13 protein-coding genes are annotated in these 18,549 nt (G+C 76.5%); 4 read left to right on the top strand and 9 right to left on the bottom strand.

Features of this window, described 5'->3' with window-relative positions; genetic code table 11:
• Positions 1 to 20: 20 nt before the first annotated feature.
• Complete coding sequence (locus tag GY42_RS15770; protein WP_046530042.1) at positions 21 to 1,454, bottom strand: hypothetical protein; 1,434 nt, start codon at positions 1,452 to 1,454, stop codon at positions 21 to 23.
• A 216-nt stretch (positions 1,455 to 1,670) separates the two neighbouring features.
• On the opposite strand from GY42_RS15770, the gene GY42_RS15765 reads away from it, so the two are divergent.
• Complete coding sequence (locus GY42_RS15765; RefSeq protein ID WP_046531111.1) at positions 1,671 to 1,964, top strand: MTH1187 family thiamine-binding protein; 294 nt, start codon at positions 1,671 to 1,673, stop codon at positions 1,962 to 1,964.
• Between the two features lie 68 nt (positions 1,965 to 2,032).
• Here the strand turns inward: GY42_RS15765 and GY42_RS15760 are convergent, their stop codons facing one another.
• On the bottom strand, positions 2,033 to 3,667 hold the full coding sequence (locus GY42_RS15760; protein ID WP_236686821.1) for an MFS transporter: 1,635 nt from the start codon (positions 3,665 to 3,667) through the stop codon (positions 2,033 to 2,035).
• A 185-nt stretch (positions 3,668 to 3,852) separates the two neighbouring features.
• Here GY42_RS15760 and GY42_RS15755 point away from each other — a divergent pair, with 185 nt between their 5' ends.
• Positions 3,853 to 4,368, top strand: coding sequence for a TetR/AcrR family transcriptional regulator (locus GY42_RS15755; protein ID WP_046530041.1), 516 nt, complete (start codon positions 3,853 to 3,855; stop codon positions 4,366 to 4,368).
• Between the two features lie 188 nt (positions 4,369 to 4,556).
• Here GY42_RS15755 and GY42_RS15750 read toward each other — a convergent pair whose 3' ends face one another.
• The 7 genes from GY42_RS15750 to GY42_RS18405 all read right to left on the bottom strand — a co-directional run bounded on the left by GY42_RS15750 (position 4,557) and on the right by GY42_RS18405 (position 13,261).
• Positions 4,557 to 7,562, bottom strand: coding sequence for an FAD-binding and (Fe-S)-binding domain-containing protein (locus tag GY42_RS15750; protein ID WP_046530040.1), 3,006 nt, complete (start codon positions 7,560 to 7,562; stop codon positions 4,557 to 4,559).
• A gap of 177 nt (positions 7,563 to 7,739) precedes the next feature.
• Positions 7,740 to 7,970 (bottom strand): hypothetical protein, encoded by a 231-nt coding sequence (locus GY42_RS15745; protein WP_046530039.1) that lies wholly within the window; start codon positions 7,968 to 7,970, stop codon positions 7,740 to 7,742.
• Complete coding sequence (feoB, locus tag GY42_RS15740) at positions 7,967 to 9,973, bottom strand: ferrous iron transporter B (protein WP_046530038.1); 2,007 nt, start codon at positions 9,971 to 9,973, stop codon at positions 7,967 to 7,969. The genes GY42_RS15745 and feoB overlap by 4 nt, the downstream gene beginning before the upstream one ends.
• Entirely contained in the window at positions 9,970 to 10,239 is a 270-nt protein-coding gene (locus tag GY42_RS15735) for a FeoA family protein (RefSeq protein WP_046530037.1), read from the bottom strand. Before GY42_RS15735 ends, feoB begins: the two co-directional genes overlap by 4 nt.
• A 112-nt stretch (positions 10,240 to 10,351) precedes the next feature.
• Positions 10,352 to 10,792, bottom strand: coding sequence for an OsmC family protein (locus tag GY42_RS15730; RefSeq protein WP_046531109.1), 441 nt, complete (start codon positions 10,790 to 10,792; stop codon positions 10,352 to 10,354).
• A gap of 94 nt (positions 10,793 to 10,886) precedes the next feature.
• Positions 10,887 to 12,041 (bottom strand): AAA family ATPase, encoded by a 1,155-nt coding sequence (locus tag GY42_RS15725; RefSeq protein ID WP_046530036.1) that lies wholly within the window; start codon positions 12,039 to 12,041, stop codon positions 10,887 to 10,889.
• 17 nt (positions 12,042 to 12,058) lie between these two features.
• Positions 12,059 to 13,261, bottom strand: a complete 1,203-nt coding sequence (locus tag GY42_RS18405; protein ID WP_052748444.1) for a M15 family metallopeptidase — start codon at positions 13,259 to 13,261, stop codon at positions 12,059 to 12,061.
• Between the two features lie 225 nt (positions 13,262 to 13,486).
• Here GY42_RS18405 and GY42_RS15715 point away from each other — a divergent pair, with 225 nt between their 5' ends.
• Positions 13,487 to 14,011, top strand: coding sequence for a hypothetical protein (locus GY42_RS15715; RefSeq protein WP_046530035.1), 525 nt, complete (start codon positions 13,487 to 13,489; stop codon positions 14,009 to 14,011).
• Between the two features lie 370 nt (positions 14,012 to 14,381).
• Complete coding sequence (locus tag GY42_RS20150; RefSeq protein WP_052748443.1) at positions 14,382 to 18,509, top strand: S8 family serine peptidase; 4,128 nt, start codon at positions 14,382 to 14,384, stop codon at positions 18,507 to 18,509.
• Positions 18,510 to 18,549 lie beyond the last annotated feature (40 nt).

Genomic DNA, 18,549 nt, shown 5'->3' with positions numbered 1-18,549 from the left:
ACCGCCGCGCGGCCGCGGGGTCACAGCGTGCCCGCGGCCTCCGCGAGCGTCGGGCCGCCGTCCCCGAGGCGCCACGCGCGCCAGCCGTCCGCGCCGTCGACGCCCGAGACGGCCGTCGCGGCGTCGTCGGGGTCCTGCAGGACCGTGCCGTCGGGCAGCTCGATCATGCCGTCGGGGCGCAGCACGGCCGTGAACCGCTGCCCGCGGCGCTCGCGCGCCCACACGAGGGTCGTGACCGCGCGGCGCCGCTTGGCGAGCATCGCGAGCTCGGGGAAGGGCCAGTCGGGGCGCGCGGGGCGCTGCGCGCCGACCCCGGACGCCGCCGTCCCGCGCGCGTCCGGCCCGCCGGGCGTCGTCGTGCCGGTCGTCGTGCCGGCCGGCGCGACGTGCGCGGCGGCGTCCGTGCCACGCGACGGGGTCGCGACGCCCGCGTCCGCACCGGCGTCGACGGGCGGCGGCGCGTCGACCACGGGCGGTGCCGGGGCGTCGGCACGGCGTGCGGTCGCACCCTCGAGCGCGGCGGCGCGCAGACCGGCGACGGGCGTGAGCGTCGGGGGCCCCTCGAGGGTCGACGTCGCCGCGTCCCGCGGCCACTCGTCGAGGTCGGGCCGGGCCTCGTCGCCCGGCCGCTCCGCGGTGGGGCCGGCGGTGCGGAACGGGAGCGGGGTCGGCTCGGTGACGGTGCCACGACGCCCGATAGGCGTCGGCGCGGGCGGCTCGACGGACGGCGGCGGCGTCACGGCGCGCAGCTCACCGGTCGGCAGCGAGCGGCCGCGCGTCGCGGGCGACCCCGGGCCCCGCTCGGGCTCGTAGCCCAGGCCCCGCGCACCGGCCTCGCTCGAGCGCACGAGCCGCAGCGCCGTCGGCTCGACGGACCGGCGCACGCCCTCGTGCAGCGCGAGCGGCGACACCTCGAGCAGCCGACGCTCGTCGCCGCGCACGACGCCGACCTGCAGCACGTCGACCTGGTGCGCACCCGCGCGCAGGAACCCGAGCGTGTCCGCGGCCTCGGCCGCGACCTCGGAGCACAGCAGCAGCAGCCGCACGCCGGCGGGCGCCCGGCCCGCGCCCGCACCGAACGGCACCTGCTCGCGGAACGCCGCGAAGTCGACCGCGAACCGGCCCGGGTCGGCGTGGTAGGCGCGGGACAGGTCGGTCGTCGTCATGCGCGCGGCGGCACCGCCGTGGCGCAGCGCCGCGACCAGCGCGTCGTCGTCGAGCACCTGCGCGACCTCGACGACCACGGGACGCCCGGCCGCGTCGAGCGCGAGCAGCTCGGGCAGGTCGGCGCGCTCGGACGTGCCGCGCGCCCGCACGACGAACAGGGGCTCGCCGGCGATCGCGGCGAGGTGGTGCGTGAGCAGTGCGGTGACCTCCTGCGCGAACGACCCCGCCAGGGGCTGCATCGGCTGGACGAGGCGCGGACGTCCGTCGTCGAGCTCGAAGATGGGCATGTCGCGGCCGGGCCTTCCTCGCGCAGCAGGGGCGGGTGGGACGGCGGCACGCCCGCCCGCGCGGGGTGCGGTCGTCGCACGGACAGGGTCCCACATCTCGGGCGGTCAGCGGCAGGGGTCGGACGGGCGACGCGCGCCACTCGCGGGGTGCGCGACGCGGGCCGCGGCACCCCCTGCGAGGTGGACGCACCGCTCCGCGAGAGGCAGGGTGGGCGCATGCTCGTCGCCTTCTCCGTCGCCCCGCTCGGTGCGGGCGAGTCCGTGTCCCAGGCCGTCGCCGACGCCGTCCGCATCGTCCGCGAGTCGGGCCTGCCGAACCGTACCGACGCGATGTTCACGACGCTCGAGGGCGAGTGGGACGAGGTGATGGACGTCGTGCGCCGCGCCACCGAGGCCGTCGGCGCGCACGGCCACCGCGTCTCGCTCGTGCTCAAGGCCGACATCCGCCCCGGTCACACCGGTGAGCTGGACGCCAAGGTGCAGCGGGTCGAGGCGCTGCTCGCGGACTGACGCGCGCGGCGGCCGGCCGGGGGCCCTCCACCCCCGGCCGGTCGCCGCGCGCGGGTCTCAGCGGCGACTCAGCGGTCGCCGGCTCCGCGGTGGCGCCGCAGCACGACCCCCACCACCACGGCGACGACGCCGACCGCGACCGCGCCGATGCCGGACGTGACCGCGACGCCGTGCGCGAACGCGTCCTGCGCCGCGACCAGCAGCGGGCCGCCGACCGCGTCGGGCAGGTCCTTCGCGAGCGCGACGGCCCCGCCGAGGGTCTGGCCGGCCGCGGCGGACTGCTCGGCCGTCAGGCCCGCGGGCAGCGTGAGGTCCGCGCGGTAGGTGGCGGCGAGCACGGACCCGAGCACGGCGACACCCAGGGACGCGCCGAGCTCGTACGACGTCTCGGAGATGCCCGACGCGGCACCCGCACGCTCGGGCGGCACCGACGCGAGGATCGCGTCGTTGGTGAGCGTCTCGGCGAGCCCCACACCCGCGCCGACCAGCGCGAACGTCGCGACGACGACGCCCGTGCGGTGGTCGGTGCCCAGCAGCGTGCCGAGCGCGTAGCCGCCGGCGGCCAGCAGCATGCCGACGGGCACGAGCGCCCACAGCGGGAACGACCGCGCGAGCCGCACCGCCACGAGGCCCGCGACGATCGACGCGACGGCGCCGGGCAGCAGCGACAGCCCGGCCTCGACGGGGTCGAGGCCCACGACGAGCTGCAGGTGCTGCGACAGGAACAGCACGAGGCCGGCCAGCGCGAACGACGCGGTGAAGTTGGCGCCGACCGACGCCGAGAACACGGGCCGCCCGAACAGGCCGACGTCGAGCAGCGGCGACGCGAGCGTGCGCTGCCGCCGCACGAACACCACGGCCATCGCGAGCCCGACGACCAGCGCGGCGACACCCAGCGCGTCGACGCCCGCCGACGCGAGGTGCTTGATGCCGTACACGAGCGGCAGCATCGCGACGACCGAGAGCACGACGCTCGCGGGGTCGAGGCGCCCCGAGCCGGGGTTGCGCGACTCGGGCAGCACGAGCGGCGCCGCGACGAGCAGCACGAGCACGACGGGCACGTTGAGCAGGAAGATCGAGCCCCACGAGAAGTGCTGCAGCAGCCAGCCGCCGACGATCGGGCCGAGCACCGACCCGCCGGAGAACCCGGCGGCCCAGATCGCGATGGCGAGACGCCGCTGGTCGTCGTCGAGGAAGACGTTGCGCAGCAGCGACAGCGTCGAGGGCATGAGGGTCGCGCCGAACAGCCCCAGCAGGGCCCGGGCGGCGACGAGGTGCGTCGCGTCGGTCGAGAACGCCGCGAGCAGGCTGACGACGCCGAACCCGGTGGCGCCGATCATCAGCAGGCGGCGCCGTCCGACGCGGTCACCGAGGGTGCCCATGGTGACCAGCAGGCCCGCGAGCATGAGCGGGTAGATGTCGACGATCCACAGCAGCTGCTGCGCGGTCGGTGCGAGCGCGACCGAGATCTGCGGCAGCGCGAACGACAGGACCGTGTTGTCGATGGACACGACGAGCACGGGCAGCATGAGCACCGCGAGCGCGAGCCACTGCCGCAGGCCGGCGCGCGGCGGCACGGGGGTGGCGGGGTCGGTCGCCGGGTCGGTCGCCGCGCGAGCACGGTCGTCGACGGCGGGCGCGGGTGCGTCCGTCGTGCTCGTGGTGGAGCGGGGGTCGGGGGTCGGGGTCGCGTGCGTGGGCACGATGACGTCCTTTCACAGTTCCGCGCTCACCGGGCGGGTCCGGGGGTCGGGCACGCGGGCCGGGTCCACTCCCCGGTCCGGGTCGCCGGGCTCGTCGCCCGACGACGGCTATACCGTCCAGCCGGTACAGTAACCGACCGTCCGGACGGTGCACAAGAGGACCTCCGTCGCTAGGCTCGACGCCCATGGCCCCCACCCGCGACCGCATCCTCGACGCGCTGCAGGACGTGCTGCTCGAGGACGGTCCCGGCGGCGCCACGCTCGACGCGGTCGCCGAGCGCGCGGGCGTCTCCAAGGGCGGGCTGCTCTACCACTTCCGCAGCAAGGACGACCTCTTCGAGGGTCTGCTCGACCGGCTCGACGCGGGCGGCGCCGCGGCGGACGCGCAGTGCCCGCCCGACCCCGACGGCGCGGCCCGCTGGTTCCTCGACGGGTCGCAGACCGCCGACGGCCCCGAGGAGCGCACGCTGCTCGCGGCGCTGCGCCTGCTCGGCACCTACCCGCCCGCGAGCGACCGCATGGCCCGCTACCTCGACGACTGGGCCGCGGGCCTGCGCCGGTCGATCGGCGACCCCGTGACCGCGCGGCTCGTGCAGCTCGTGGGCGACGGCCTCTTCCTGCACGCGCTGCTGGGCAGCGGCGACGCCCCCCTCGACGCACGCGTCAAGGACGCGGTCCGCGCCCTGCTCGACCGGGCCTGACCCGCGCGTGCACCGCCGAGCGCGGTACTCCGCGGCCGAGCGCGGTACTCGTTTCCGGCGCGCTCGGTGGCGTTCTACCGCACTCGGCGTCGTACTGCGGCACCACGCGGCCGGGCGCGGCACTCGTGCCCGGCGCGCTCGGTGGCGTTCTACCGCACTCGGCGGAGCGCGCCTCGGCGGTTCGCGGCTCAGTCGGTGGCGGCGGGCGACGGCGACGCGGTCGGCAGGTGGGACGCCAGCAGCTCGGCCAGGTGCACGCCCTGCACGCCCGCGAGCTGGTCGGCCTGCGTGCGGCACGAGTACCCGTCCGCCAGGTAGACGTCGCCCGGTGCAGCGGCACGCAGCGCGGGGAGCAGCGCGTTCTCGGCCACCGCGACCGACACGTCGTAGTGCCCCTTCTCCATGCCGAAGTTGCCCGCGAGGCCGCAGCACCCGGCGAGCGTCGAGAACTGCGCGCCCGCGTCGGTGAGCAGGCGACGGTCCGCGGTCCACGTCATGACCGAGTAGTGGTGGCAGTGCGGCTGCACGACGGCCGTGACGTCCGACAGGTCGGGCACCTGCCACCGGTCCCCCGGGCCGATCGGCGCGGGCGCGGTCAGCAGCTCGGCGAGCGTGCGGGTCGCGCGGGAGACGGCCGTCGCACGCGGGTCGTCGGGCAGCAGGTCGACCAGGTCGCTGCGCAGCACGGCCGTGCACGACGGCTCGAGCCCGACGATCGGGATGCCGTTGACCGCGAACGGCCCGAGCACCTCGAGCAGGTGCTCGAGCTGGTGGCGCGCGCCGTCGAGCTGGCCGGTGCTGATCCACGTGAGGCCGCAGCACGCGTCGTGGTCGGGCACCAGCACGTCGTAGCCGGCGTCGCGCAGCACCGCGACGGCCGCGTGCGCGACCGACGGCGCGAGCGTGTCGCTGAACGAGTCGGTCCACAGCAGCACGGGCGGACGCGGCGCACCGTGCTCGGCACGAGCCCCGCCCGTCGCGTCGTCGGCCACCGCCGCACCCCCGGCGCCCGCGGCCTCGACCGGCAGCGCGACGCTCTCGGCGTCGCGACGCCCGACCACGCGCACGTCGCCCGATCGGCGCCCCGCCTGCCGGGCCCACGCGCGGAACGGCACGGGCGCGAACGACACCATCTTCCGGCGCGCGTCCATGCCGCCCAGCGTGAGCACGAGCTTGGCGACGGGCCGCACGCCCAGCACCGCGTTCGCGAGCGCCGCGAGCCCGGGCACACCCGTGACCAGGCGCGCCCAGCGCGGCAGCCAGCCCAGCGCGTAGTGGTTCACGGGACGCAGCCGGCCCTGGTAGGTGCGGTGCAGCACCTCGGCCTTGTACTGCGCCATGTCGACGCCCGCCGGGCAGTCCGACGAGCACGCCTTGCAGCTCAGGCACAGGTCGAGCGACTCGTGCACCTCGGCCGAGGACCACCCGCGCGACACGAGCGACCCGTTGGCCATCTCCTGCAGCACGCGCGCGCGGCCCCGCGTCGAGTCCTTCTCGTCCTTCGTCGCGAGGTACGACGGGCACATGAAGCCGCCCGTCGCGTGGTTGTCGGCGCGGCACTTGCCGACGCCGACGCACCGGTGCACGGCCGTCGTCAGGTCGCCGCCGTCGTGCGCGAACGAGAACCCCGACGCGGCGGGCAGCGCACGGGCCGCGGGCCGGCGCAGGTCGGCGTCGAGCGGGCGCGGCCGCACCAGGACGCCCGGGTTGAGCAGGTCGCGCGGGTCGAACAGGTCCTTCACGGCGCCGAACAGGTCGATCGCGCGCTGCGAGTACATGACGGGCAGCAGCTCGGAGCGCGCACGCCCGTCGCCGTGCTCGCCCGAGAGCGAGCCGCCGTGCTTGGCGACGAGCGTCGCGGCGTCCTCCATGAACGCGCGCAGCGGCCCGCCCGAGCGCTCCATGGGCATGTCGATGCGCAGGTGCACGCACCCGTCGCCGAAGTGCCCGTAGGCGAGCCCGTCGACGCGGTGGTCGGCCATGAGCGCCTCGAGCTCGCGCAGGTACGCGCCGAGCCGCTCGGGCGGCACGGCCGAGTCCTCGAACCCGGGCCAGGCCTGGGCCCCCGACGGCGTGCGGCCGCCCAGCCCCGCGCCGTCCTCGCGGATGCGCCACATGGCCGCGGCCTCGGGCCCGGGCGGGAAGATGCCGACGGCGTCGGTGCCGGCGTCGGCCGCGAGCGCGCGCGCGGTGGCCATCGCCTCGTCGAGGGTCGCGCCCCCGACCTCGCACATCATCCAGCCGGCGCCGGGCGGCAGGTCGGGCACGGCGGACGCGCCCTTGACGCGCCGCACGACGTCGACGAGCCGCGAGTCCATGCCCTCGATCGCGAGCGGCGCGTGCGCGAGCAGCGCGGGCACCGCGTCGGCGGCCGTCGGCATGTCGGGGTAGCCGAGGACGACGAGCACGGGCGCCGACGGCACGGGCACGAGGTTCACGGTCGCACCGAGCAGCGTGACGAGCGTGCCCTCGGTGCCGACGAGCATCTTGGCGAGGTCGGTGCCGTGCTCGGGCGCGAGGTGCTCGAGCGAGTACCCGGACACCTGGCGGCGGAACCGGCCGAGCTCGGTGCGGATCACGTCGAGGTGCGCGCGCACGAGGCCGTCGAGCCCGGGGACGACGTCGAGCGACCCGACACCGGCGCGTGCCGTGAAGCGCCGGCCGGTGCCGTCGACGACGTCGAGGTCGACGACGTTGTCGGCCGTGCGCCCGTAGGCGACGGCCCGCGGGCCGCACGCGTTGTTGCCGATCATGCCGCCGAGCGTCGCGCGGGCCTGCGTCGAGGGGTCGGGCCCGAACCGCAGCCCGTGCGGTGCGGCGGCCTTCTGCAGGTGCGCCATGATCACGCCGGGCTCGATGCGCGCGGTGCGCGCCTCGGGGTCGATCTCGAGGACGCGGTTCACGTGCCGCGAGAAGTCGAGGACGATCCCGGTGCCCACGGCGTTGCCCGCGACCGACGTGCCGCCGCCGCGCGACGTGAGCGGCGTGCCGGTCTCGCGCGCGACCTGCAGCGCGGCCTCGACGTCGTCGGTGTCCCGGGGGAACACCACGACCTGCGGCACGACGCGGTAGTTGGACGCGTCGGTCGAGTACTCGGCGCGCCGGCGGGAGGAGTCGTCGACGCTCCCGCGGACGGCGTCGCGCAGCGCGTGCACGACGTCCCGGACGGGGGGCGTTCCGGTCGTCACAGCCACGCCCGGCAGTGTCCCACCCCCCACCTAGGACCCGACACCTCCGTCCACGCGCGCCGCCGAGTCTCCCGCCGGGCTCGCCGACCCCGTCATCCGTCGCGGTTGCGCCCCGGCGGGCGCGACCGATGACGCCTCGTCGACTCGTCGGGGTGGCGGCCTCGACACGGCGGAGGCCGCCCGTCAGCGGGTCAGCGGGCAGCCCGCGCAGGACACCGGGCGCCGCTCGCGCGGCGGGCACGTGGGGCACGCGGCGCGCCCCAGCGCGGACGACGACGTCTGGACGAGGCCCACACGCGCCGCGTGGTCGAGCACGGTCTCGACCAGCCCGACGTCGACGCCGAGCTCGCGCGCGACGGTCGCCGGGCCGGCACCCCGCCCCGCCGCCGCGACCACGTCGGCGAGCAGGCTCACAGCAGCGCCCCGACCCGGAACACCGCGACCGCCAGCAGCCACGCGACCGCGAGCTGCGCACCCACGCAGCCGAGGGTCCAGCGAGCGCCGAACAGCCGCCACTGCTCGGCGACGGTCGCCAGGCACGGCGTGTACGCGAGCACGAACACCATGAACGCCGCCGCGGCCGCGGCGGCGTGCCCGCCCGACGACTCCTCGAACGTCGCGCGCAGCCGGTCGCCCAGGTCCCCCGCGGCGGCGGGGTCGTCGGGCTCGTCGACCGCGTACGCCTGCGCGAGCGCGCCGACCGCGACCTCCTTCGCGACGAAGCCCGTGACGAGCGCGGCCGACGCGTGCCAGTCGCCGAACCCGGCGGGTGCCAGCACGGGGGCCACGGCCTCGGCCGCGCGCCCGTACAGCGAGTCGGCCACCGGCACGTCGCCGACGGCGTGGCCGCCGACCACCGGCACCGCGAGCGCGACCCACACGAGCGTGAGCGTCACGACGATGACCTGCCCGGCCTTGGTGAGGAACGACAGCACGCGCGTCCACGTGGACAGCGCGAGCGCCCGCAGCCGCGGCCGCTGGTAGGCGGGCAGCGCGAGCACGAGCGGCTCGCGGCGCAGGTCGCGGAAGAGCGTGACGCGCAGCAGCAGCCCGCCCAGCACGACCAGCGCGACGCTCGCGACGTACATGAGGAAGATCGCGGTGCCGGCGTGCCCGGGGAAGAAGATCGAGGACAGCAGCACGTACACCGTGAGGCGCGCGGGGCACGACGTCCACGGCACGAGCAGCCCCACCATGAGCCGCTGGCGCGCGTGCGGCAGCGTGCGGGTCGCGGCCAGCGCGGGCAGGTTGCAGCCGAACCCGACGACGAACGGCAGCATCGCGCGCCCGTCGAGGCCGATGGCACGCATCGCGCGGTCGGCGACGAACGCGGCCCGCGCGAGGTACCCGCAGTCCTCGAGCACCGCGACGGCCACGAACATGAGCGCCATGAGCGGCACGAACGCCGCGACGGTGCCGACGCCCGCGAGCACGCCGTCGACCAGCAGGCCCGTGAGCCACGCGGGCGCGTGGACGGCGCCCAGCCCGGTGGTCACGCCGTCCGCGAGCGTGCCGGTGACGAACCCGTCGACCGCGTCCATGAGCGGTGCGGCGGCCGCGGTCGCGAGCTGGAACAGCAGCCACATGACCGCGAGCAGCACCGGGATCCCCGCGACCGGGTGCAGCAGGACGCGGTCGAGGCGGTCGGACCACGTGCGCACGCCCGCGGGCGCCACGCCGCCGACCGCGCGCACGAGGTCGTCGACCCACGCGAACAGCGCCTCGACCTCGTCGGGCGCGGGGTCGACGAGCACGGGGTCGACGAGCACGGGGTCGACGAGCACGGGGTCGACGAGCACGGGGTCGACGGGCACGGGGTCGACGGGCACGGGCAGGCGCACGTGCCCGGCGTCGGCGTCGCGCAGCGTCGCGAGCACGACGTCCGCGAGCGCGTCCGTGCCGCGCCCGCTGCGGGGGTGCACCGCGACGACCGGCACGCCCAACCGGTCGGCCAGCGCGTCGACGTCCACGTCGACCCCGCGGGAGCGGGCGACGTCGACCATCGTCAGCCCCACGACGACGCGCAGCCCGAGGCGCGCGACCTGACCCAGCAGGTACAGCGAGCGCGCGAGCGCACCCGCCTCGACCAGGACGACCGCGAGGTCGGGGCGCCCGAGGGCCGTGCCGCCCGCGACGACGTCGGCCGTGACCTGCTCGTCGGGCGTGCGCGCGACCAGCGAGTACGCACCCGGCAGGTCGACGAGCCGGAGCTCGGTGCGCGCCGCGGCCGCGCCCGGCCGCCACGTGCCGCTCTGCAGCTCGACCGTGGTGCCGGGCGCGTTGACGACGCGCTGGCGGGCGCCGGTGAGCGCGTTGAACAGCGTGGACTTGCCGACGTTCGGGTTGCCGACGAGCACGACGAGCGGCGCGTCGAGCGTCGTCGTGGCGGCACCCGGGGACGCGTCGTGGCAGCTCACGACGTCGCCCCCGCCGGGGAGGGGGAGGCGGGGGCGACGTCGACGGGACCCGGGTCGACCGCGATGCGCGTGGCCGTGCGGGCGTCCACGGCGAACCGGTCGGCACCCACCGCGACGACCAGCCCGCCGAACGCGGCGCGGTGCGTGACGCGCACGTCGCCCCCCGGCCGCAGGCCGAGCTCGCGCAGCCGCACGCGTGCGCCCTCGTCGAGGTCGACGGCCACGACGCGGGCGGCTGCGCCGGGCGGCAGCGTGCTCAGGTCCACGTCGCGAACGTAGACCTGAGGCAAGCCTCACCTCACGGGACCCAGGTCCCGTCGGACGCGCGCGAGGGCGGCCCGGCGCCCGGCCGGGCCGCCCTCGCGGCGTCGCGCCGGCTCAGGACTCGAGCGCGGCGTCCAGCGTGATCTCGACGCCCGTGAGCGCCTTCGACACCGGGCAGCCGGCCTTGGCCTTCTCGGCAGCCGCGCGGAAGCCGTCGGCGTCGAGCCCCTCGACCTCGCCGCGGACCGTCAGCGCGATGCCCGTGAGGCGGAAGCCGCCCGCGGGGTCCGGGCCGAGGCTGACGTCGGCGGTCACCTCAAGCGCGACGGGCGTCCCGCCGGCCTCGGCGACGTCGGCCGACAGCTGCATCGCGAAGCACGACGAGTGCGCCGCCGCGATGAGCTCCTCGGGGCTCGTCGTGCCGCCGGCCTCGTCGGCCGCGCGCTTCGGGAACGACACGTCGTACGTGCCGACCTTCGAGCTCGTGAGCTCGACCTGGCCGCCGCCGTCCTGCAGCGTGCCGTTCCAGGCGGTGCGTGCGGTGCGCGTGGGCATGTCCACTCCTCGTGCGTCGGGTGCCGGGCGCGGGCAGCGCCCCGTCCGAGCCTAGGTGCTGCGCGGCGGACCCACCCGGCCACGGCGCGACGGCTCAGCGCGCGCGCTCGAGGTGCGCCGCGACCACGTGCGACGGCGCACCGGCCGCCCGCAGCGCCCACGCCGCGCGCGCGTGCAGCGCACGGCGCCGCTCGGCGCTCAGCCCCGCGTAGAGCGCGGTGCGGACGAGGTCGTGGCGGAACACCAGCCGGTCGCCGCGCGCGTGCACGACGCCCGCGGCGAGCGCGTGCCGCAGCGTGCGCCAGCAGTCCGCGACGGGCTCGTCGGCCAGGGCCGCGAGGTCCCCGACGACGAACGACGCGCCGAGCACCGACGCGGTGCCGAGCAGGTCGAGCACGTCCGCGCCGAGGTAGGCGACGTGCGCCCGCCCGACGTCGTCGAGCTCGTCGAGCCACGCGGAGCCGACCGTCTCGACGGCGCCGCGCGAGCGCTCGAGCACGCCGCACGCCTGCGCGGTGCGCAGCACGTCGACGACGAGCCGCGGGTTGCCCCCGGTGGTCGCGAGCACGCCGCGCAGCGCGGGGCCGACGGCGCCGTGCAGCAGGTGCTGCGCGAGCTCGACGGTGGCGGCCGGCGCGAGCGGCACGAGCTCGAGGTACCGGGCCCCGGCGCGGGTCCACGCGGCGACCACCGCGTCGAGCTCGACGCGGTGCGGCACGCCCCGCAGCGTCATGACGGTGAGCGCGTGCGGCAGCGGGCCCTCGCCCGCGAGCGCGGCGAGGAGCCTCAGCGAGCACGCGTCCGCCAGGTGCAGGTCCTCGAGCACGAGGACCCACGGACCCTGCTCGCCGCGGTGGCGCAGCAGCGCCCCGAACAGCTCGTCGGCGCGCGCGTACCGGGCCGGGGCGTCGGCGCGGTCGGCGGGCAGCACGTCGAGCAGCGCGTCGAGCTCGGCGACGACCGGCCCGCGGGCCTCGCGGTGCGCGGCGGGGGCGAGCAGCACGTCGGCCAGCAGCGCGTAGGGCGCCGCGTCCGGGCCCGCGCCGCGACCCGCGCACACGCCGACGCCCAGCAGCGCGGCCGAGCCCTGCAGGGCCTCGACGAGCCGCGTGCGGCCGACGCCGGCCTCGCCCTCGATGAGCACGGTCGCGCCGCCGCCCGCCGACACCGAGGACAGCAGGTCGTCGAGGTCGTCGAGCTCGGCGCCGCGCCCGACCAGCGGCCGCACGGGTGACGTCGGCTCCGTCATGGAGCCGATCGTAGGACTCAGCCGGTGTACTCCCAGTGCCACGGCTCGGGCTTGCTGCCCGTGGCGCGCGCCCACTCGGGGAGCGTCCACTGGTACGTCGGCGCGTTCTCGCGCATCCACTGGTGCTGCGCGGTGCCGAAGCTCTGCACGCTGCCGCCGAGGTCGACCGCGACGCCGAGGCCGTGGTTGGACGTGCCGGGCGTCGCGCACAGCGAGCCCTTGTTGGCGCGGCACGCGACCTGGGCGGCGTAGGACCGGTACGAGTCGGAGACCGTGAGGTGCGTGCCGAACTGCGCGAAGAACGCGGCGTCGAGCGCGTCGAGCGCCTCGGCGGCGTCGCACCGCAGCAGCGCGTTCTTGTCGAACCCGACGCCGCACAGGGCCGAGCTCGGGATCTTCCCGTTCGCGTAGCCCTGGAGGGACGCCTTCCACGCGGCGCGCTGCGCCTCCTGCTCGGCGGCGACGCGCGCGGCCTCGGCGGCGGCCGCCTCGGCGGCGGCGGCCTCGGCCCGCTTCTGCTCGGTGGTGGTCCGCACGACCTCGGCGGCCTGCTTGACGCGGTCGAGCGCGGTGCGCAGCGGCGTCGTCGCGGGGTCCGACGTGTCCGGGAGGGTGGCGTCGGCGATCGGGTCGCCGGTCGCGGTCGTGGCCGCGGACGGCTCGGCGGCGGGGGCGGCGGGCGCGTCGGTCGCGGGTGCCGCGGCGTCGGGGGCGTCCGGGGTGGCCGCGTCGGAGGTCGCGGTGGAGGTCGGGTCCGAGCTCGGCGCGGGGGTCGCGGTGGCGTCGGGGGTCGCGGTGGCGTCGGGGGTCGTGGTGGGCGTGCCGTCCTGCTCGGCGGACGTGCGCTCGGCGTCGCGCGAGACGTTCGGCGTGCGGTCGACGACGTCGGCGGGCACGTCGACGCCCTCCATGGCGGCCCGCAGCTGCTCGGTCGCCGCGTCGAGCTCGGCCAGCACCTCGGTCGGGACCGCGGCCTGCTCGGCGTCGGCGCGCACGAGCGAGACCTGCTCGACGACGCCCTGGGCGGCCTGCACGGCCTGCGCCCGCAGCTCGTCGGTGCGCTGGTCCTCGGCGGCCGTCGCGTCCGTGGTCGCGGCGTGCACGAGGGCGGCGACGTCGTCGACCACGGTCGGCTCCTGGGCGCCCGCGCTCGCGACGACGGCGCCCATGCTCATCACGAGCCCGAGCGCGACACCACCCTGCGCGACTCGCTGGGGCACGCGCGTGGTGCGGGGCGTACGGGGGGCGGCGTCCGGACGCGGAGCGACGTGCCTGCCGCCCGACCGACGCCGACGGCTCGGCAATCTGTCACTCACGCGAAACACGTTAAGTGAGTCGGACGCCCGTCCACCCGACTTGAGCCGCTGAGCGAGCGAAGATCGTGTGCACATCCTGTTACCGGACCGTCACACGATCGCGCGCCGTCCCCGACTACCCTGGCTGCCGTGACGACGGACGACGCCCGCCCCCCGGCGCGCGCCGTGGACCCTGCGGGCGACGGCAACGGCCTCGACGACCTCTACGACATCGCACGTCTCGCACGCCGGCTCGACGTCGAGCACGCGACGATCCGCGTCTGGCTCTCGCGCAAGGTGCCGTGGCTCCCGCCGCCCGACGGCCGCCTCAACGGCGGCGCCGTCTGGCGCGCCACGACCCTCGAGGGCATCGAGCAGCGGCGGTTCCGCCGCCGCCCCGGCCGCAAGCCGCGCTTCACGGTCGCACCCGCGGCGGCCGACGTGCCGCGCACCGGGTCGATCCCGGTGGTGACCGCGCGCACGGGCGCGATCCCGGTCGTCCCGCCCCGCACCGGCGCCATCCCCGTCGTCCCGCCCCGCACCGGCGCCATCCCCGTCGTCACCGCACGCACCGGCGCCGTCCCCGTCGTCCCGCCCGCCGCCGACGCCCGCACGTCGACGCGCGGACCGCTGCCGACCCCGCCGCACGGCACCGAGGCGCTCTCCTCGCGCTGACCCCGCGCGGGGACTCCCGCCGAGCGGTCGACCCCTCGGCCCGGCGACGACCCCGCGATCCGTCGTGCGCACCGCGCCGGCGCCGCGACGGACCGCGGGGTCGTGGCGGTCGCGCGCTCGGCGGCGCCTCGTCGGACGCGCGTCCTGGACGCGACGCGCGTGCCGCCGTGGAGCCTTCGCGAAGACGGCGAAGCGGACGAAGAAGAAGTTGTGGAGAAGGGGTGACGAAAGCCCCTACCGGTCAGTACCGTGCACAGGGTGCCCGGCGGCTGTGACCGCAGCCAACCTCGGGTATGACGTCCGGGGGGGCCGTCTGCGGCCTGCCGTGACGTCGTCGTGCCCCCGACGTCCGACCCCCGGGATGGATCCCATGCCACGTCGCCTGCTCGCCGGCCTGACCGCCGCGTCCGTCGTCCTCACCAGCGCCCTGCTCGGCACGTCGGGCGCGAGCGCAGCACCACCACCGGACGACCTGTCCGGCCTGCTCGTCGCGGGCGACGTCCCGGTCACGAAGGTCGAGGGCGTCGGCGACGCGCTCGCCGAGGCGAGCGGGACCGTCACGGCGTTCGTCGAGCTCGACACCCCGTCGGGCGTCGAGGTCGCCGCCGACGGCGGCAGCCCGGCGCAGGTCCGCGAGGCCGCCGCGGCGACCGAGGCGGCCGCCGCGGACGTCGTGCCGGCCGAGGCGTCGAGCGCCAGCGCACGCACCGCCGCCGCGCAGCCGCAGCGCCTCGCGACCGTCACGAACCTCGTGTCGGGCGCGCTCGTGCTGGGCGACGCCGACCAGCTGCGCACGCTCGCCGACGACCCGAACGTCCGGTCCGTGCGCCTGGTCGCCGAGCGCACGCTCGACAACGCCGCGCAGGTGGAGTTCACCAAGGCCCTCGCGACGTGGCAGAGCACGGGCGTGCTCGGCACCGACATCACGGTCGGCGTCATCGACACCGGCATCGACTACACGCACGCCGCCTTCGGCGGCCCGGGCACCGTCGAGGCCTACGAGGCCGCGTACGGCGAGGACGGCACGGGCCCGGTGCCCGCCGGCTCGTTCGACCCCGACAAGTTCCTCGGCGGCTACGACTTCGCGGGGACGAACTACAACGCGGACAGCACCGACCCCGCGCAGCTCGTCCCCGTGCCCGACGAGAACCCCATCGACGTCCACGGCCACGGCACGCACGTCGCCGGCACGGCCGCGGGCTACGGCGTGACGCCCGACGGCACGACGTTCGACGGCGACTACTCGGCGCTCGAGTCGGTCCTCGACTGGCCCGTCGGCCCGGGCACCGCGCCGATGGCCAAGCTGTACGCGCTCAAGGTGTTCGGCGACGTCGCGGGCTCCACGAGCCTGTCGTCGCTCGCGCTGGACTGGGCGGCCGACCCCGACGGCGACGGGTCGTTCGACGACCGCATCGACGTGCTGAACCTGTCGCTCGGCGCCGCCGGCGCACCGGCCGACGACCCCGAGTCGCTGCAGGTCTCCGAGCTCACCGCGCTCGGCACGACCGTCGTGCTGTCGGCCGGCAACGAGGGCGACATCGAGGACGTCGGCGGCTCGCCCGGCAACGGCTTCGCGGGCCTGACCGTCGCGTGGTCGGTGGGCAAGGACCTCGCGTTCGACGCGACCGAGGTGACCGAGGCGTCCGACCCGGCGCTCGTCGGCCGGCACGCCGGTCAGAACTCGGTCAACTACAGCGGCCCCGACGTCACCGCGCCCGTCGCCTACGTCGGCGCGACGTTCGACGGCTGCACCGCCTTCACGCCCGAGCAGGCCGCGACGGTCGCGGGCAAGATCGCCTACCTGTGGTGGGACGACGACGACGCCACCCGCGCGTGCGGCTCGGTCGCACGGTTCAACAACGCCGAGGCCGCCGGTGCGGTCGGCGTGCTGCTGCCCACCGAGCTTCCCGTGTTCTCCGCCGGCATCGGCGGCAACGCGACGATCCCCGGCTTCCAGCTCACGGCTGCCTCGACCGACGCGCTGCTCCCCGAGATCGAGGCCGGCACGCTCGTCACGACGATCGGCCCGTCGCTCGCGCTGAGCACGCGCCAGGACGTCGCGCCGGACACCCTGTCGACCTCGTCGTCGCGCGGCGTGCACGGCTCGCTCGGCTGGGGCAAGCCCGACGTCGCGGCTCCCGGTCAGCAGATCGTGTCCGCGAACGTCGGCTCCGGCAACGGCGGCGCCAGCAGCAACGGCACGTCGATGGCCTCGCCGCACGTCGCGGGCATCGCGGCGCTCGTCCGCGAGGCTCACCCGGGGTGGTCGGCAGCGCAGATCAAGGCCGCCATCGTCAACACCGCGACGCACGACGTCGCGACCGAGCCCGGCGGCGACCTCTTCTTCGGCCCGCCGCGCGTCGGCTCGGGCCGCGTCGACACGCTCGCCGCGGTCACCAACGACACGCTCGTCTACAACGCCGAGCGCCCTCAGCAGACCTCGGTCAGCTTCGGCCTGGTCCCGCTCGCCGACAAGACGGTGACGATCCGCAAGGCCGTCACCGTGCAGAACCTCGGCTCCACGGCGCGCACCTACGCCACGAAGGTCACGTCGAGCACGACGTCCGGCGGAGCGACCATCACGGCCGCGCCGGCGAGCCTGCGGGTGCCCGCCGGCGGCACGGGCGTCGTCACGCTGACGTTCACGGCCGACCCGGCCACCGTGCAGCGCGAGATCGACCCGACCATGCAGGCCGAGCAGATCGAGGGCCTGCCGCGCGAGTTCGTCTCGCAGGTCTCCGGCCGGCTCGTGCTGACGTCCGGCGGCAAGGAGTGGCGCCTGCCCGTGCAGGGCACGCCGCGCCCGACGTCCGACCTCGAGGCCGCGCCGCTCGCGTTCCCCGACCCGTCGGCCGCCACCGCCGAGCTCGCGTTCAGCGGGCGCGACGTGCAGTCCCTCGGCTGGTACGGCCTGGCCACGCCGCTCGTGCACGCGGCCGACTCGCCGCGGCTCGAGGAGCTGCCGCCGGGCGCCGAGACCTCGGCCTCGACGATCAAGGCGGGCGACATCCGGCACGTCGGGTGGGCGTCCACCGCACCCGCGCTCGCGGCCGACGGCGGCGACCCCGCCGAGGGCTATCTCGGCGTCGGCATCGCGACCGACGGCGACTGGGCGGCCCTGGGCCACGCGCTCAAGCCGTACGTCCTGGTCGACACCGACGGCGACGGCGAGCCCGACGTCACGACCGTCGTCGCCAAGCTCGACGAGACCGACTACACGGTCGTGCAGACCTACGACTACGACACCAACGAGCTGATCGCCGGGCCCGAGCTGCTGTACCCCTTCGCGGGGAACATCGAGATGGGCGCGTTCGACAACAGCACGGTCGTCGTCCCGGTGCCGCTCGCCGCGCTCGGCGTCGAGCCCGGCACGCCGGTCGGCGTGTGGGCGCAGATGCGCAGCACCTACGCCTTCCCCGCCGACGGGATCGTCGACGAGGTCGGGCCGTTCACGGTCGACCCGTACGACCCGCCGCTGTGGTTCGGCTCGAACATCGGCGCCGACTTCGTGTCGCAGACGTTCGACGGCGCCACGGTCGAGGTCCACGGCGGGCCGGGCGCGGGCGACCAGAAGGTCCTCGTGCTGCACCACTCCAACGGCACGGGCGACCGCGCGCAGGTCGTCGACGTGACGGTCCCCGAGGCCGTCGCGACGACCACGACGCTCGACGTCGAGTCGTCCGGCACGGCCGGCGGGGAGACGGTGCTGCGGGCGGCGGTCACGCCGTCGGAGGCCACCGGGACGTTCACGTTCTACGACGGCGAGGTCGAGCTCGGCACCGCCGCCGTGACGGACGGCGCCGGGGAGCTCACGACGTCGACGCTCAACGCCGGGGCGCACGCGCTGAAGGTCCGGTACACGCCCGACTCGCCGCTGTGGACGGCGTCCGAGTCGGCGGTCACCGAGGTCGACCTCGCACCCTCGGCCTCGACGACCGCGCTGCGCGTCGACCCCACGCTCGCGCGCTACGGCAAGCCCGTGACCGCCACGGTCACGGTCACCGGCGCGAGCTGGGCGCCGTCGGGCACCGTCACCGTGCGCGAGGCCGGGAAGGTGCTCGCGTCGGGCGAGCTCACGGTCGACGGCCTCACCGGCACGGCCACGATCGAGCTGCCGCGGGACCTGGCGACGGGCACGCACCGGCTCACCGCGGTGTTCGACGGCACGGCGGACGTCGCACGCTCCGAGGGCCAGTCCCAGGTGCGCGTCGTGCCGGGCACGTCGACCGCGACGCTCGAGACCGCGTCCTGGACCGTCCCGCGGGGCAGCACGCCCACGGTGACGGTGCGCGTCGGCGGCGGGGACGGCGCACCGGCCGCGGCCGGGCGCGTGACGGTCCTGCTGGGGCTGCGCCCCGTCGGGACCTACACCCTGACGGACGGTGCCGCGACGGTGACCCTGCCGCCGCTGCGGTCGACGTCGGTGGTCACGGCGCTCTACCTCGGTGACGGCAACTACCTGCCGACCGTCACCGCCAAGGTGATCAGCGCCCGCTGACCACCCCCCGCGACGAGCGGGTGTCGCCCGGCGTCCGTCC

This window comes from Cellulomonas sp. FA1, from assembly GCF_000986825.1.
GTDB classification, from domain to species: Bacteria; Actinomycetota; Actinomycetes; order Actinomycetales; family Cellulomonadaceae; genus Cellulomonas; species Cellulomonas iranensis.
This window is presented reverse-complemented; position numbering and strand designations above follow the sequence as displayed.